We start from the raw sequence: 15,243 nt of genomic DNA, 5'->3' as shown, positions 1-15,243 counted from the left end.
CAAGGCTTGTCCTCGGCAAGCCATAAATCAAATAAAAGCGCTCCGATTACCGATAAAAATCATCGGCGAACGAAGCGCTTTGGCGATCGATTGGATTATACCGTGAATGCCCGAACCGAAGCTTTCACTAGCGAAATGAACTTCGGCCGCGTCTGCTCGGCGACTTTCACGACTTGCTCGTGGGTAAGAGGCTCCAGCTCGTCGCCGATCGCCATGTCCGTAATGCACGTGATGCCGACGGCTTTCATGCCGCAATAATTCGCGGCCGTGACCTCGGGCACAGTGGACATGCCGACCGCATCCGCGCCCCAGCCGGCCATCATCGTGAGCTCCGCCGGCGTGCAGTACGTCGGTCCCGAGATGCTGACGTATACGCCTTGCTGCAGCTGAATGCCCAAGGCTTCGGCCTGTCCGGCCACGATGGAGCGCAGCTCCCTGTTGTAGGCTTGCGACATATCCGGGAAACGAGGACCCAGCTCGGCCACGTTCGCCCCGATCAGCGGGTTGCTGCCCGTATTGTTGATATGGTCCGTGATAAGCATCAGGTCGCCGGCCGAGAAGGAGCGGTTCATGCCGCCGGCGGCGTTGGTGACGAGCAGCGTGTCGATGCCCAAATATTTCATGACGTAGACGGGGAACACGACTTCTTTCATCGAATATCCCTCGTAATAGTGGAACCGGCCCTTCATGACGAGCACGGTCTTGCCTTCCAAATCTCCGATGACGAGTTCGCCGGAATGGCCTTCGACCGTAGAGACGGGGAAGTGAGGAATCGCTTCGTATGGAATAACGACGGCATTCTCGACCTCATCGGCCATGACGCCAAGGCCGGAGCTGAGGATGAGGCCGATTTGGGGTTTCGATTGGAGCTTATCTTCGATATAAGCGGCTGCTTCTTTTATTTTGGCCAACACGTTGTCCATGCGCTCAACATCTCCCTTTATTCGTTGCTTGACAGGTTTGTGCGAAACATTCCCATAATAGCCTATCCGTTAGGGGAAAGTAAACCGAGGCGAAAGCCGGCGAAGCGGGGGCAAGTTGTTGTTTCGCCCAAAGCTTCGTATAATGGGAACGAGCAACTCACATCACCTAATTGGAGGCCATATTCCATGAACAATGATACAAACCTATCATCCGCCCAAGTGGCGGCGATGATCGACCATACAATTCTCAAGGCGGACGCCATGAGAGACGAAATTCTGCACATTTGCGCGGAAGCAAGAGAACACAAATTCGCGACGGTATGCGTGAACGCGGGCTGGGTGCCGCTGGCGGCGGAAGAGCTGAAGGGAAGCGGCGTCGGCATTACGACAGTCGTTGGTTTCCCTCTCGGCGCCACAAGCACGGCATCCAAGGCGTTCGAGGCGAAGCAAGCGATCGAAGACGGCGCGACCGAAATCGACATGGTGCTTAATATCGGCCTGTTGAAGTCCGGCGATACGGAAGGCACGCTGCGCGACATCGAAGGCGTTGTGGCGGCATGCAAAGGCAAGGCGCCATTGAAAGTCATTCTGGAGACGGGCATGTTGACGGACGAAGAGAAGGTCGTGGCGTGCGAGCTGTGCGTGAAGGCGGGCGCTGACTTCGTGAAGACGTCCACGGGCTTCGGCAAAGGCGGAGCGACCGCGGAAGATATCGCGCTGATGCGCAAGACGGTCGGCCCGGATCTCGGCGTGAAAGCTTCCGGCGGCGTACGCGATCTGGAGACGGCGCTGCGGATGATCGCATCCGGCGCCACCCGGATCGGAGCAAGCTCGAGCGTCGCAATCGTAACCGGCGGCAAGGGAGAGGGATACTAAGCCTTCGAACAGCTCTCAATGATTCGACAAGGCGCGGGAGAAGAGTCGATGCGATCGACTTAAAATTCCGGAAAACGTCATTGCGCGGGAAATAATTCGATGCGATCGACTTAAAAAAGCCTCCAAATCCCGTGAAACATGCGGAATTTGGAGGCTTCTTTGCGATACACGGCCAGCTGCTGCGGCCGGCGACGGACGAATGAATCGCGAAGAAGTCGTCGCCTCAGCTCTCGCAGCCGATCGTCATGCCGGCTTGAAGCTCTTCGCCGGGCGCGAGCATGACCAGTTCCTCGCGGCGGTTCATTTCGAGAGGCTGCGCCATCCACGGCTCTACGCAGACGAACGGGCGATCCTTGAGCGACCAGATGACGACGTACTTGAATATCGGATCGTACGTCAGGCGGACGCGGGTGCCGCCCCCGACCGGAAAGGCGATTTCGCTTTTTTTCGCATCCAGCAGACAGAACGACTCCACCATCGGCTCAAGGTCGACCGAGCCGTTATAAGGTTTCACAACGTTGTCGTTATAGTCGACGTAACGCGTTGCGTCGGTTTCGTAAGGGATATCCTTGCCGCCTTCAATAGCAAAGTAAGGATGGAAGCCCGCGTAGAACGGCATCGGTCCGTTATCGCCCAGATTGCGGTATGTCTGGCGGGTATGAAGTCGGCCGTCCACCAGCGCATAGGTGAATTCCAGCTCGAAGTCGAAAGGATACGCCTCAAGCGTGCTTTCGCCCGCGCGAAGACGCAGCGTGACGGAGGCTTCGCCTTCCGTGGAGATGCCTGCCACTTCCCAGGAAGCGTTGCGGGCTACGCCGTGTTGGCCCATGCGGTACGTCTTGCCGTTCCATTCGTAGACGGAATCCTGCACCGGTCCGCAGATCGGGAAGAGAACCGGATTGCCGCCTCGAATGTTGGCTTTCGGGTCTTCGAAAGTCGCCTTGTCCAAATAAAACAATTCCTTGCCGCGCAGCTGGCAGCCGATGACGATGCCGCCGCGTTCCGGGCATACCAGCACGCGCGAATCCGTTCCTGCTTCCGTAAGTTCGTAAATCGTGTATGTATCCGTGTAATTCGTAACCGCAAACTGGCTCATGTTGATTGTAACCTCCGTTATGAAGTGATTTCTTCCATTGTGCGTCAATGACGCCCACTTAACTATCGTTCGAAGTGGGAGCTTGTAACTACCCGATCGTGGTAACGTCTTGCGACTCCGATCTTTTAGCATTCGGACAGAACGTAGTGTTACATCCACGATAAGCTTTCGCCTACCGATGGGCAGATTGACAGCTGCCCTGCAAGCCTAGTCATGCTACGCCTGCACCTTGAAGAAGGTACTCTTTTCCCAACAGATAGAGATTCATTGCGCCTATACGGTCATCGTTGCTTTGATAACCGCAGTTTTGGCAACGAAAGTGATGGCTCTTTTTGTCCCGGTTAGCCGTTGCGGTATGATCGCATACCGGACAGGCTTGCGAGGTGTACTTCGGATCCACCGCAATCATCATCGATCCCGCAAGCTGCGCCTTGTACTCCACCATCTTGCGCAATTGATGGAACGCCCACGATACCATGACATACCGATCCTTGAGCCTGGTCTTTTCCGTCCGCTTTCGGACTCCTGTCAGATCTTCCAGCACAAAAAGCGTATTTGCTCCATAACGGGTAACGAGTGCCTTGCTGACCCGATGATTTACATCGGTCATCCAACGGGTTTCTCGTTGCCCGATTTGTTTGAGCTTACGGCGGGACGAAGGCGTTTGTTTTCGCTGCAGCTGCGCCCGCAAGCGTTTATAATTCGCCCGCTTTCGTTTCAGCGCCCTGCCTCGGAAGAAAGCGGCTTTGCCATCGCTGCCATAGGCGGTTGCAACAAAGTTGATGCCCAGATCGATCCCCGCAACTTGTGTGATCTCCTTCAGCTGCGGTGCGGGTATGTCTTTTGACATCGGAATATGCAGGAACCATTTGCGCTTTTTACAGACAAGCTTAGCTGTCCCGAATGTCCAAGAGCCGTCGAAGTATCGCTGCATTCCTTTTGTCTCGAAGCGAATTTTGATGCGGCCTTGAAGCGTATTCACGGAGAACAAATGCGAGACCAATGAGTAATCCCTGTTCCATACGAGATCATATTCCGGTTTCTTAAACTGCACGTGCATCCAATCGTGGCCATTGCTTTGAATAGTCTTGTATCTGGCGGTGACGGTTTTCATCGCCGACTGAGCCATTTGGGATCGCAAGCCGAACATGTTGCGCAGGGCTCGATAGGCCATGCGGTGCAAGGCAGACTGCTTGACTTCTCTGGTCTCAAACACAAGGGCAGAGACAAGGTTACAGCCTTGCCGATAAGCAACTATCGTTTCCTGCAACGCTTGGATTTGGCTTTCCGTCGGCATAATCTTGATCTTCGCAGTGATGGTTGCGATCATACGTTCTACTCCTTTCCATGCTAATTATAGCATGGAATTGAAGGTAACGACATTCCAAAAAACCATTCAGGCAAACGCCTGACGCACATTCCTCCCCCGCTTGCAGAAGCGGGAGTATCCTGTGCGAATTAGATGAAAGCGGCGCAGGAGTAAAGGGACTGGGAAAGAAGGGGAGGCGCCGGAAATAGAAAGGACCTGCCCCAAGCATTGGCTTGGAAGCAGGCCCCTCGATTCTCTATTCGGTAGTCGTTGTTTCGCCTTCCCCGGCCGGAGCGTCCGTTGCCGCCGGAGCGTCCGAAGCGGCAGGCTCAAGCGTGTTCGTAATTTTCGCTTTGCCGCGGATTTCTTCAATCCATGTCTCGGACAGCGTGCGCGCTTCTTGTCCGACAAGAAGGGTGCGGATGGCAGCCTTTTTCTCTTCGAAGTTCGGCTCGACCGCAGCCTTGTAATCCGTTTTCTTAATGATGTGGTAGCCGAATTCGCTCTTCACGACTTCGGAGATTTGCCCAACTTCAAGCGCGAATGCGGCTTCTTCGAACTCGGCAACCATCTGGCCGCGGCCGAAGAAGTCCAGATCGCCGCCGTTCGCGGCGGAGCCGTCCTTCGACTTGGCTTTGGCCGTCTCCGCGAAGTCGGCGCCTGCTTTCAGCTCAGCAAGAATCGCGTCGGCTTCTTCTTTTGTATCCACGAGAATGTGGGAAGCGCGAACCTGCTCCGCGTTGCCGCCAAGCGTCGCTTTGTTCTCGTCGAAGTATGCTTTTACCTCTTCGTCCGTTACGTCCGTCTTCGATTCAAGCACCTTGCGGATCATCGCGCTGATCTTCATATCCGCACGAAGTGCCTCCATTGTGTAACCGTTCTGCGCAAGCGCGCCCTGGAAAGCTTCTTCTGTGCCGAATTGCAGCTTGATCGCTTCGATCTCGTCCGTGATATCTTGATCCGTAATGGAGATGCTTGCCGCGTCTGCTTCCTGCTGCACGAGATTCTCGAGAATCAGGTTGTCGAGCGCTGCGGCGCCGTTCGCTTTCACGAGCGTATCGTATAATTGATCTTTCGTGATTTTTGTTCCGTTGACCGTCGCGACGGCATCATTGCTGCCTCCGCCGAAAGGAGGCTTGATCAGCACGACGATCAACGCGATGACGAGCACCGCGGACAACACGATCCAGCCTAATCCTCCGCCTTTCTTGGCCGGCGATGCCGGAGTCGACGCCAACGCCGCTGGAGCTGCTACCGCAGCCGCGGCAGCCGCCGTTTCTTTGCGAGCATCATCGTCCGCCTCGTCTTCATAGAACTCTTCGTCCGTAAGCTCTTCCGCTTCGGTCAATTCGTTCTCTTCTTGTTCTTGGTCGTACGTATAACGTTCTTCCTTCTCCGCTCCGATATCTGTTTTCTTCTCGTTCGGACGCGTTTCGTCATGACTGCTCATTCGTTCGTAACTCCCTTCAAAATGCAATTCTTCAACTACTATACCAAATGCTTGTCCCAAAAACCTTAATCTTAAATAAAAAAAGCCCATATTTTCGTGTCGCGTCCTATTCATGTCTAGCGTTACTAGTGTTAGAATAAAAACGACAATTGCTGACACGGAGGGATCGTTTGAATAGTCTACAAGGAAGCTACGACGGATGGATCGTATTCATTTCGTTCGTCATCGCCTTAATTACGTCGTATTCCGCGCTTAACCTAGCCTACAAAACATCCCATTCCAGCGGAATTGCCCGCATGGGCTGGCTGATCGTGTCCGGCGTTGTAATGGGCTGCGGCATTTGGACCATGCATTTTGTCGGCATGATCGCCTTCCATGTCGACGTGGAAGTGAGCTATCACGTGCCGACGACCGCTATTTCGATACTGGCTAGTATTATGGCCTCTTTGCTAGCGTTCTATGTGACCATGTCGAGAAAAGTAACCCGCGCGAAGCTTGCTGCCGGCAGCCTGCTCATGGGAGCCGGCATCGTGACGATGCACTACACGGGAATGGCTTCAATGGAATCGGAGTTTCTTCAAATTACATATGATTCTACTCTATGGGGCGCGTCTGCCCTCGTCGCGGTCATCGCTTCCTGCGCCGCGTTGTATTTGTTAACGAGATTCAAAGAAGGCTCGATTACCTTCTGGCTCAAATGGCTAGCTGCCATCCTGATGGGCATAGCCGTCTCGGGCATGCATTATACGGGAATGGAGGCAGCTGAATTCTGGTGCTTCCCGACCGAGTCGACGGGGAGCAGCACGCCCGAGCGGTTCGATTCTTCCATGTTGATGTCCATTTCCTTCGTCATGGCGATTATGGTATCGGTCACCTGGCTCGCCCTGCACTGGGAGCGCGTGCTGCTGAAGCGGCTTGCCTATAGCGATTCGCTTACGGGGCTGCCGAATCGCCATGCCATGAACCATATATTCGAAGAGAAGCTGAAGTTGTCCGGCGGCAGCTCCGTTATGTATATCGATCTCGACCAGTTCAAGCTCATCAACGACACGCTCGGGCATGACATGGGCGATTTGCTGGTGCAGGAGGTCGCGAACAGGCTGAACCAGTTCGTGAACCGCAGCCGGTTCGTCTTCCGGCTTGGAGGCGATGAGTTCCTTCTACTCGTTAACGACCTGAAGGAAGAGAAAGTCGAAGCGCTCGCTTCCCAAATGCTGGAGGAGCTTCGTCGTCCGTATTGGCTCGAAGGCAACGAGCTTTACGTCACCGTCAGCATCGGCATTAGTTACGCCCCACGGCACGGAACGAACCGATCTTCCTTGCTGAAGGCGGCCGATACCGCGATGTATTACGCCAAGAGTCTCGGCAAGAACCAGTTCTGCGCCTATAACGAAGAGCTGGATCGACGATTGTCGAGGCGCATGGAAATCGAGAAGGGGCTGCGCACCGCGCTGATTCTCCAGCAGTTCACGACGTATTACCAGCCGAAGTGGAACGATGCGACGAACAGGCCGATCGGCTTCGAAGCGCTGCTCAGATGGGAGCATCCTAGGCTTGGCCCAATCGCGCCCGACGAATTTATACCCGTGGCGGAAGAGACGGGGCTGATCATCCCCATGACAAGGTGGGTGCTCGAGCAGGCGTGCAGCGACTGCAGATCATGGAACGAAAGAATGGACGCAGGGCTCGGCGTGTCGGTCAACCTATCGGCCCACCTATTCGAAAGCAGCAGCTTGCCGGATATGGTTAACGAAGCGCTGACGCGGTCCGGCATTCCGCCAAGCATGCTGGAGCTCGAGATTACGGAGGCGACCGTCATGTACTATGCGACGGAAGCGGAGGCGCAATTGGCTCCGCTGCAGCGGGATGGAGTAAGGGTTACGATGGACAATTTCGGTTCCGGTTACTCCTTCCTCGGCTCCATCGACCGCATTTCGTTCCAGACGCTCAAGATCGACAGACTGTATATGCAAGACTACGAATCGCCATCCAAGCGCGCGATCGTGGGCACGATCATTACGCTCGCGAAGCAGCTCGAGATCGAGCTGATCGCGGAAGGGGTCGAAACGGAAAGCCAGCTGGAGTTTCTCAGAAGCGCCGGCTGCTCCATTATGCAAGGCTACTATTTTAAGAAACCGATGCCGAAGGAAGAAGTGGATTCTTGGCTCGCGGAGTTAATTGCTTGATGGTTTGATCCGTTCATCCGTTCGCCGCGATTAAGGAGGGATTACCATGGGGAAGCATAGGAAAGTGTTTGCTTGGCTGGCGTTCTGGCTGCTATTACCGCTGGTTCTCTATGTATGGTTGCAATCGACGCCCTACGACGGGATGATCAAGGCTCCGCACGAGCATTTTTATGTCGTCAGCCTTGTTTCCGTTCTCGCGCTTGCGGTAGCCGCGGCCGTCGGGATCGTCGCCATCCGGATTCGCAACAGCAAGGTCAGCTTCTTGTCGCTTGCCTACGTATCGCTTGCCGGCATGTTCATCCTGCACGGATTGTCCACGCCGGGCTTCCTCATGCATCATTCCGCCATTGCGGGCAATGCCGCCCAGCTCAGCGTGCTGCTGGCCGCATTCTGGTTATGGATGTGCTCCATATCCGGCGATCATCGGCTCGTGCGCTGGTTGTCGGAACGCCAGCTATGGCTGCTGCCGGCATGGTCCGTTATCCTGCTGCTCTTCGGGTCGTTCCTCTGGCGCAATCCCGAACTCGTCCATTGGCTCAATCTCAGGGACGAGCTGGGCAAATGGGTCGTGACGGCCGTCGTCCTGCTGCTTAACGGCTGGACGGTTTATCGGAACCTGCAAACGTACAGCGCTTCGAGACTCCCTCTGCAGCTAGCGATCGCGTACAGCACAGGTTGGATGTTCGTCGCCCAATTGATCATGGTAACCGGACAGTCTTGGCGGGCTAGCTGGTGGCTGTACCATGTCCTGCTCCTCGCCTCGGTCATCGTGATGGTCATCGGCATCGCAAGGGAACATCTGAGCACGGGGTCGCTAACCTCCTCGATTCGAAGGTTGTTTCGGGCCGCACCGCAGGATTGGATCCACACCTACATATCGCCCAGCGTGAAGGAGCTCGTGTTCGCCACGGAGGCGAAGGACGCCTATACCGCCGGGCATAACTACAGAGTAGCTTTGTATGCGCTTAAGTTAGGCGAAGAGCTTGGGCTGTCCTTGTCGCAATTGCGCGCGATCGCGCAAGGCGGACTCGTGCACGATATCGGCAAGCTGGCCATTCCGGACGGCATTCTGAACAAGCCGGGCAAGCTGACGGACGAGGAACGAGTCGTCATCGAAACTCATCCCGTCTCCGGATACGACATGTGCAAGCGGCTCGGCTTCATGCTGGAGGAGCTTGCGGTCATTCGCTCCCATCACGAGAAGTGGAACGGCAGCGGCTATCCAGATAAGCTGGCAGGGGAGGACATTCCGCTCGTGGCGCGCATTACGGCGGTAGCGGACGTCTACGACGCGTTGACTTCGTCTCGCTCTTACAGGAAGGCGATGACGCATGAAGAAGCGATGGACATTCTGCTCCGAGAGAGCGGCAGGCATTTCGACCCGCGCTGCATCGCGGCATGGGAGAAGCTGGTGAAGGAGCAGCAGCAGTTTATCCTGGAGACTTCGAAGAACAGCGATTACGTAAGGCTGGATTCGGACGGGAAAACAGGATGAATGGCGCAGACAGGCGAATCGGAAACATCGCAAGTTCAATCATTTGTAAAACATAAATCGGAGGTAATGAATATGCCATATACGGCCGCGAATAATCGATATGAAACCATGATATACAATCGGGTAGGCAGGAGCGGACTGAAGCTTCCGGCCATCTCTCTCGGACTATGGCATAACTTCGGAGGCATCGATAGGTACGAGAATGGCAAGGCGATGGTGAGACGGGCATTCGACCTCGGCATCACCCACTTCGACCTGGCCAATAATTACGGGCCGCCCCCGGGCTCCGCGGAAGAAACGTTCGGCGCGATTCTGAAGAACGATATGGGCGCGTACAGGAACGAGATGATCATCTCGACGAAAGCCGGCTATTGGATGTGGGAAGGGCCTTACGGCGAATGGGGCTCGCGCAAATACATGCTCGCCAGCCTCGACCAAAGCTTGAAGCGGATGAATCTCGATTACGTGGACATTTTCTACTCCCACCGTCCGGATCCGAATACGCCGCTGGAAGAAACGATGGGCGCGCTCGACCATGCCGTTCGCCAAGGCAAGGCGTTATACGTCGGCATCTCCAACTACAGCGCGGAGCAGACGGCCGAGGCGGCTCGCATCCTGAAGCAGCTGGGCACGCCGTGTCTCATTCATCAGCCGTCGTATTCCATTCTCAACCGGTGGATCGAAGACGGCCTTCAGGATGTATTGGACGAGCAAGGCATCGGCTCGATCGTTTTCTCGCCGCTTGCGGGCGGGATGCTGACGAACCGGTATTTGAACGGCGTGCCGTCGGATTCCAGGGCGGGCGGTCCAAGCGTATTCCTGAAGTCGGATCATATTACGGAAAGCAAGCTCGGAGGGATCCGGGCGCTGCATGAGCTGGCCGAGGCAAGAGGCCAATCGCTCGCTCAGATGGCGCTGGCATGGGTGCTGCGCGGCGGCAGGGTGACGACGGCTCTGATCGGAGCGAGCCGGGTGGAGCAAATCGACGATAACGTCGCAGCGCTTAACAATCTCTCGTTCAGCGACGAAGAGTTAGCCCGCATCGACGAGATTGCGGCAAGCGCGAACTAATTGCCAGCCGTCGCCGCGTCGCGGCAGTCAATCAGCATCCGGCACTTTGATGGATTAGGGGGATGATCCATATGAACAAGATGTCGCTCAGAACCAAAGGCTTGATCTTTATCGTGCTCATATCGCTCATCCCGTTGCTGATTGCCGGCGTCGGCAATTATTCGGCGGTCAAGAAGGCGATGCTGCGATCGGAGATGGACAAGATCGGAAGCAGGCTGAGCAGCCAAGCGGACAACATCGCGGCCTGGATGGATATTCGCAAGGCCGAAGTGCTGGTCATGAGCCGGACGGATGTTGTACGTTACGGATCGCCATCCGAGCGCAAAACCTATTTTCAGCGTGAATTGGTACGAAGCGGCTTCGCCTATCATACCATCGGTTTCGTCGGCGCGGACGGCATGGCCGTTCGCAGCGACGGTCCGGATCGGGACATGAGCGGCGAGCCTTTTTTTGAATCCGCGATCGATGGGAAGGTTACGATAACGGATCCGTATAAGCCGGAGTTCTCGCTTGTGGACCAATCGTATATCGTCGTTCCCGTCTACGGAAGCGGGACGAGTATCGTTGGCGTTATTTACGCGTCGATTCCTTTTACCTCGTTTAACCGGTTTTTCGATTTCGCGGAGGAGACGAATCCGGTTCGGTTCTACAACGACGAAGGGGCTATCATCTATTCTTCCGAAGCTTCCTCCCAGCCGCCGGAGTTCATTACGGAAGATCCCGTGCTCGAGGCGGTCTCCGGCGCTATGCTGCATCAGAACGAAGGCAGATCGAACGTCGAAGACACGGGTCAATCGTTTATGGTGTTCTATTCCAAGGTCGACGGAACGCCATGGCGCATCGCGATGTCGGAGCCGGTATCGAAGATGGAGGCGCTGCTGGCCCCAATCTTCTGGCGAACGGTCACGACGATCGCGATCTCGGAGCTCATTATCGGGATCTTCTTTTACCTTTATTTCGAAAAAATCGTCAAGCGGCTGGAGCGAATCCTATCCGTGACGGAGCAGGCGGCCGCGGGAGAATTCGAAGCCGAGCATCTGGACACCTCCCAATTCGACGAGATCGGCCAGCTCGCGCATTCCGTGAACGGGATGATGGAGCATCTTCAGGAAATGTTCGACAGGCTTGGCGCGATCATCAACCAGAATCAATACGGGTTCATCGTGCTGGACGATCAGTATCGGGTTACTTATCTGAATCAAACCGCAGAAGAGATGCTGGGCTACAAGACGGCGGAGCTAGCGGGCCATGCCACGCCGATCGTCTTCATGGATATGGACGAGATCGAGCTGGAGGCCGCCCGTCTGAGCGCCGAGCTGGGGCGCGAAATAAGGCCGGGCATCGAAGTGTTCCGGGAGCTGCGGACGGCTCAATTCTCCTATGAGCGTGAATGGACGTTCATCCATAAGGACGGAACGCGCATTCCGACGCTTCATAGCTCGAACGGACTGCGCGATCGCACCGGCAAGTTTACGGGCGTCGTTGGCATGGTGAGGGACATCTCTGACCGGAAGCACGTCGAGAACGCGCGTAATCGGCTGCTCAACATCGTGGAATCGGCCCAAGATCTCATCGCTTCGGTCAATATGGACGGCGATATCGTTTATATGAACCGTGCCGGCAAAACGATGTTGGGACTGCCGGAGTCAGGTAATGTCAAAGCGAAGGCGAAAGCCTTCATTGATCCTTCCATGCATGACCAATTGCGAGTAGGGACGGAGCAAGCGCTGAAGCATGGATATTGGAACGGAAGTTTGCAGATGAAAAAAGCGAACGGCGATCCGCTCTTCGCTTCGTTCGTCGTCGTCGTTCACGAGGACGAATATACCGGCGAAATGTTCTACTCCTGCATAGCCCGGGATATCTCGGAGCAGAAGCTGGTGCAGGAGGAGCTGGTCCGGACCACCCTCGAGGCCGAAGAAGCGAACAAAGCGAAAAGCAGCTTCCTCGCGCTGATGAGCCACGAGATCCGGACGCCGCTCAACGGCATTATCGGCTTGACGAGCCTCTTGCGCAAAACGGAGCTTTCCGTGGTTCAGAAGGATTATATCGACAAGATGCATTTGTCATCCGAATCGCTGCTGCGCATTATTAACGACGTACTCGATTTCTCCAAGATCGAAGCGGGCAAGGTGGAGACGGAACGGTTTCCGTTCAAGCCGGAGGAGCTGCTGCACCGCATCGCCAACCAGCTTAGCGTATTCCTCGGAGGCAAGGAGCAATTCGAATTCATGATCAAGACGCCGGATCGACTCCCGCAGATGCTGATCGGCGATTCCTTGCGGCTGGAGCAAGTGCTGCTGAACTTATGCATGAATGCCATCAAATTCACGGGCAAAGGGCTAGTGAAGCTCGACTTGGACATGGAGGGCGAGTCAGAAGGGCAGGTGTGGATCCGGTTCTTGATCGCGGACACGGGAATTGGCTTGAGCAGGGAACAGGTAGACAGACTGTTCAAGCCGTTCACGCAAGCGGACAGCTCTACGACCCGCAAGTTCGGCGGCACGGGACTTGGGCTTGTCATCGCGCAAAATCTTGTGAAGCTGATGGGCGGGACCTTATCCGCGACCAGCGTGGAAGGAGCCGGAAGCCGCTTCTACTTCACGCTGCCGTTCGGCGTAGACCCCGCGCGAATCGATTCTGCCGACAAGCTTCCGCCATTCTCGAACGAGCAGACGGTCTGGGTGCTGGAAGACAACAAGCGGATGCGCGATCATTGGACGCTGCTGCTGGAGAGCTTCGGCTTGACGACCATTGCCTTTGGCAGCTGGCAGACGATGTTCGAGCGGCTTCGGATCGTTGGAGAAGGCGCTCGTCCGCAGCTTCTGCTTACCGATATGGAGATGCCGGATATGTACGGCACCGAGACTTGGCTGGATATGCATGCGGCCGCGGCCCAAGCCGGCGTTCCGATCATCGCGCTGACGACGACGTTCGGCCGGGACGAGCTGCTACAGCTGCCGTACGAGAACCGGCCTGCGGGCATTCTCGCGAAGCCGGTGACGAGAAAGGCGTTGCTTCGGGCATTCCAGGATGCGACCGGGAGGAAGAGCTTGGCGAAGAAGGATGCCGGTATCGGCGCGTCGATGCAGACGGCCAAGGAACGGCGGAGCCAAATGAAGATTTTGTTAGCCGAGGACAATAAGATCAATCAGATGGTCGCGCTCGAGATGCTTAAGGATGCCGGATACGAAGCGCAGCTGGCGGAGAACGGAGAGGAAGCTCTCCGCATGCTGGAGCAAGGCCGCTGGGACTTGGTGCTGATGGATATCCATATGCCGGTCATGGACGGAACCGAAGCTGTCCGGATCATGCGGAGCAAAAAGGAATATGACGGCATACCCGTCATCGCGGTGACCGCCAACGTGGTGAAGAAGGACCATGAGCGATACTTGAAGCTCGGCATGAATGAAGTCATTACGAAGCCGCTGTCGGTTGAACGGATGCAGGAGGCATTAGCTTATTGGCTGGAGCGGAAGGCGGGAGCCGAGGGCGGCCTGGCCGACTCGGACGAAAGGGATGAAAGCCGGACGCGCTGGCACGACAGGAAGCCGGGCAATCAGGGGACGCCGGCTGCAGCAATGCGCCCGATTGCCGGGATGGACGTAGAGAGCGCGCTGGAGCGGGTCAACGGCAAGCTGCCGATCCTTCGCCACATGATCGATCAGTTCAAGCTGGACTACGAGCGGTTCATGGATCAGCTCCGCCTCGCGCTTAAGCAGGAGGAGACGGACAAAGCCTCAAGGATGCTTCATACGCTGAAGGGGGCGGCAGGGTATTTGTCGGCCGCCGAACTGGCCGACGCCGTGGGCAAGGTAAGCGATCTGGTAAAGGAACGGGCGGAGTCGGCGGAACTTCAGCTTGCTCTCTCCAATCTGGAGAAAGAGCTTGCAACACTTTTGCAAGGCCTTCGGGAATCGGGCGAATCGTTCGACAGAATCGTCTAACATTTTTCTAACAATCTGTTGTTCGCGGGCGAACAGTCATGTATAGTAGAGTTACATAATTGCGTGTTCTCTACAAGCTATCGATACGGATCTTCAATTTATTAAAGGGTGACGCCGATGTATAAAGTTTTGGTTATTGAAGATGACGTTATGATGAGCAACATGCTGTCCATGTATTTGACGGAAGAGGGCTACCAGATTAGCCAGGCATTCCGTGGCGACGAGGGTCTGCAGCTCGCAAGCAGCTTCTTGCCGGATTTGATCCTGCTTGATCTGATCTTGCCCGATCTGGACGGCATCGAGGTCTGCATGGAGATCCGGAAGACGTCCAACGTTCCGATCATGATTCTCTCGATGAAGAGCGAAGTGTCGGAACGCGTGCAGGCGCTGAAGTCGGGAGCGGACGATTACTTGTGCAAGCCGTTCAGCATGCATGAACTGACAGCCCGCGCGGAAGCATTGATCCGACGCTCGAACGTCATCTACGGGGAAGCCGCAAGCGCCGCGGCAGCAACGGCGGAGATATCCGATCATCAGGAAGAGATGATTCAACTGGATGTCGAGAGAAGACTGCTGCTCGTTCGAGGACAGCTCGTGGAAACCACGTTTTCGGAGTACGAGCTGATGAAGTTGTTCCTCGCGCACCCGGGCAAGGTGTTCAGCCGAGAGGAATTGATCAACGCCATCCGCGGATTCGACTCCTTCGTGACCGACCGGGCGATCGACGTACATATCGTCAACCTCCGCAAGAAGATCGAGCTCAATCCCAAGGAACCCCGCCTAATCCGAACAGTATGGGGGTTTGGCTACAAGTACACTTCGCAAGCCGCCACTTAACCGCATAGGCATAGGTGTACGCATATCGTTTGTATGTTTTAGGGACTGTCCAG

Annotated in this window: 10 protein-coding genes; 6 read left to right on the top strand and 4 right to left on the bottom strand. The window is 55.8% G+C overall.

All coding sequences use genetic code 11. The annotated features are described in order from the left end of the window. Positions 1 to 95: 95 nt before the first annotated feature. A complete protein-coding gene (locus RB620_RS27590) occupies positions 96 to 923 on the bottom strand; it encodes a purine-nucleoside phosphorylase (protein WP_308100045.1) in 828 nt (275 codons plus the stop codon). A 186-nt stretch (positions 924 to 1,109) separates the two neighbouring features. Here RB620_RS27590 and deoC point away from each other — a divergent pair, with 186 nt between their 5' ends. Then, positions 1,110 to 1,799, top strand: a complete 690-nt coding sequence (deoC, locus tag RB620_RS27585) for a deoxyribose-phosphate aldolase (RefSeq protein ID WP_308100043.1) — start codon at positions 1,110 to 1,112, stop codon at positions 1,797 to 1,799. Positions 1,800 to 2,022: 223 nt separating this feature from the next. Here deoC and RB620_RS27580 read toward each other — a convergent pair whose 3' ends face one another. The 3 genes from RB620_RS27580 to RB620_RS27570 form a co-directional block, all read right to left on the bottom strand. Further along, positions 2,023 to 2,895 (bottom strand): aldose epimerase family protein, encoded by an 873-nt coding sequence (locus RB620_RS27580; RefSeq protein WP_308100041.1) that lies wholly within the window; start codon positions 2,893 to 2,895, stop codon positions 2,023 to 2,025. Positions 2,896 to 3,106: 211 nt separating this feature from the next. Beyond that, positions 3,107 to 4,225 carry an RNA-guided endonuclease InsQ/TnpB family protein gene (locus tag RB620_RS27575; protein WP_308100039.1) on the bottom strand — a complete coding sequence of 373 codons (1,119 nt, stop codon included), beginning with the start codon at positions 4,223 to 4,225 and terminating at the stop codon, positions 3,107 to 3,109. Positions 4,226 to 4,460: 235 nt separating this feature from the next. Further along, a complete protein-coding gene (locus RB620_RS27570; RefSeq protein ID WP_308100037.1) occupies positions 4,461 to 5,654 on the bottom strand; it encodes a foldase protein PrsA in 1,194 nt (397 codons plus the stop codon). A 170-nt stretch (positions 5,655 to 5,824) separates the two neighbouring features. Here RB620_RS27570 and RB620_RS27565 point away from each other — a divergent pair, with 170 nt between their 5' ends. The 5 genes from RB620_RS27565 to RB620_RS27545 all read left to right on the top strand — a co-directional run bounded on the left by RB620_RS27565 (position 5,825) and on the right by RB620_RS27545 (position 15,190). Continuing rightward, the gene (locus RB620_RS27565) at positions 5,825 to 7,840 is read left to right on the top strand and encodes a putative bifunctional diguanylate cyclase/phosphodiesterase (RefSeq protein WP_308100035.1); all 2,016 of its coding nucleotides are present in this window, start codon (positions 5,825 to 5,827) and stop codon (positions 7,838 to 7,840) included. Positions 7,841 to 7,886: 46 nt separating this feature from the next. Next, a complete protein-coding gene (locus tag RB620_RS27560; protein WP_308100033.1) occupies positions 7,887 to 9,335 on the top strand; it encodes an HD-GYP domain-containing protein in 1,449 nt (482 codons plus the stop codon). 72 nt (positions 9,336 to 9,407) lie between these two features. Beyond that, entirely contained in the window at positions 9,408 to 10,406 is a 999-nt protein-coding gene (gene mgrA, locus RB620_RS27555) for an L-glyceraldehyde 3-phosphate reductase (protein WP_308100031.1), read from the top strand. 71 nt (positions 10,407 to 10,477) lie between these two features. Continuing rightward, positions 10,478 to 14,353: a response regulator gene (locus RB620_RS27550; protein ID WP_308100029.1), complete on the top strand. Its 3,876-nt coding sequence runs from the start codon at positions 10,478 to 10,480 to the stop codon at positions 14,351 to 14,353. Between the two features lie 117 nt (positions 14,354 to 14,470). Next, positions 14,471 to 15,190 (top strand): response regulator transcription factor, encoded by a 720-nt coding sequence (locus tag RB620_RS27545; protein ID WP_308100026.1) that lies wholly within the window; start codon positions 14,471 to 14,473, stop codon positions 15,188 to 15,190. The last annotated feature ends 53 nt before the right edge of the window (positions 15,191 to 15,243 follow it).

Origin of the sequence: Paenibacillus sp. LHD-117, assembly GCF_030929555.1 — a bacterium.
In the GTDB taxonomy this organism is placed as follows: Bacteria; Bacillota; Bacilli; order Paenibacillales; family Paenibacillaceae; genus Pristimantibacillus.
Note: the sequence above shows the minus strand (reverse complement) of the source record. Positions and strands in the feature narration are given on the sequence as shown.

Bases quoted from the DNA above. Each gene is read 5' to 3' on its own strand.
- RB620_RS27590 (WP_308100045.1), bottom strand. From the start codon at position 923: ATGGACAACGTGTTGGCCAAAATAAAAGAAGCAGCCGCTTATATCGAA.
- deoC (WP_308100043.1), top strand. From the start codon at position 1,110: ATGAACAATGATACAAACCTATCATCCGCCCAAGTGGCGGCGATGATC.
- RB620_RS27580 (WP_308100041.1), bottom strand. From the start codon at position 2,895: ATGAGCCAGTTTGCGGTTACGAATTACACGGATACATACACGATTTAC.
- RB620_RS27575 (WP_308100039.1), bottom strand. From the start codon at position 4,225: ATGATCGCAACCATCACTGCGAAGATCAAGATTATGCCGACGGAAAGC.
- RB620_RS27570 (WP_308100037.1), bottom strand. From the start codon at position 5,654: ATGAGCAGTCATGACGAAACGCGTCCGAACGAGAAGAAAACAGATATC.
- RB620_RS27560 (WP_308100033.1), top strand. From the start codon at position 7,887: ATGGGGAAGCATAGGAAAGTGTTTGCTTGGCTGGCGTTCTGGCTGCTA.
- mgrA (WP_308100031.1), top strand. From the start codon at position 9,408: ATGCCATATACGGCCGCGAATAATCGATATGAAACCATGATATACAAT.
- RB620_RS27550 (WP_308100029.1), top strand. From the start codon at position 10,478: ATGAACAAGATGTCGCTCAGAACCAAAGGCTTGATCTTTATCGTGCTC.
- RB620_RS27545 (WP_308100026.1), top strand. From the start codon at position 14,471: ATGTATAAAGTTTTGGTTATTGAAGATGACGTTATGATGAGCAACATG.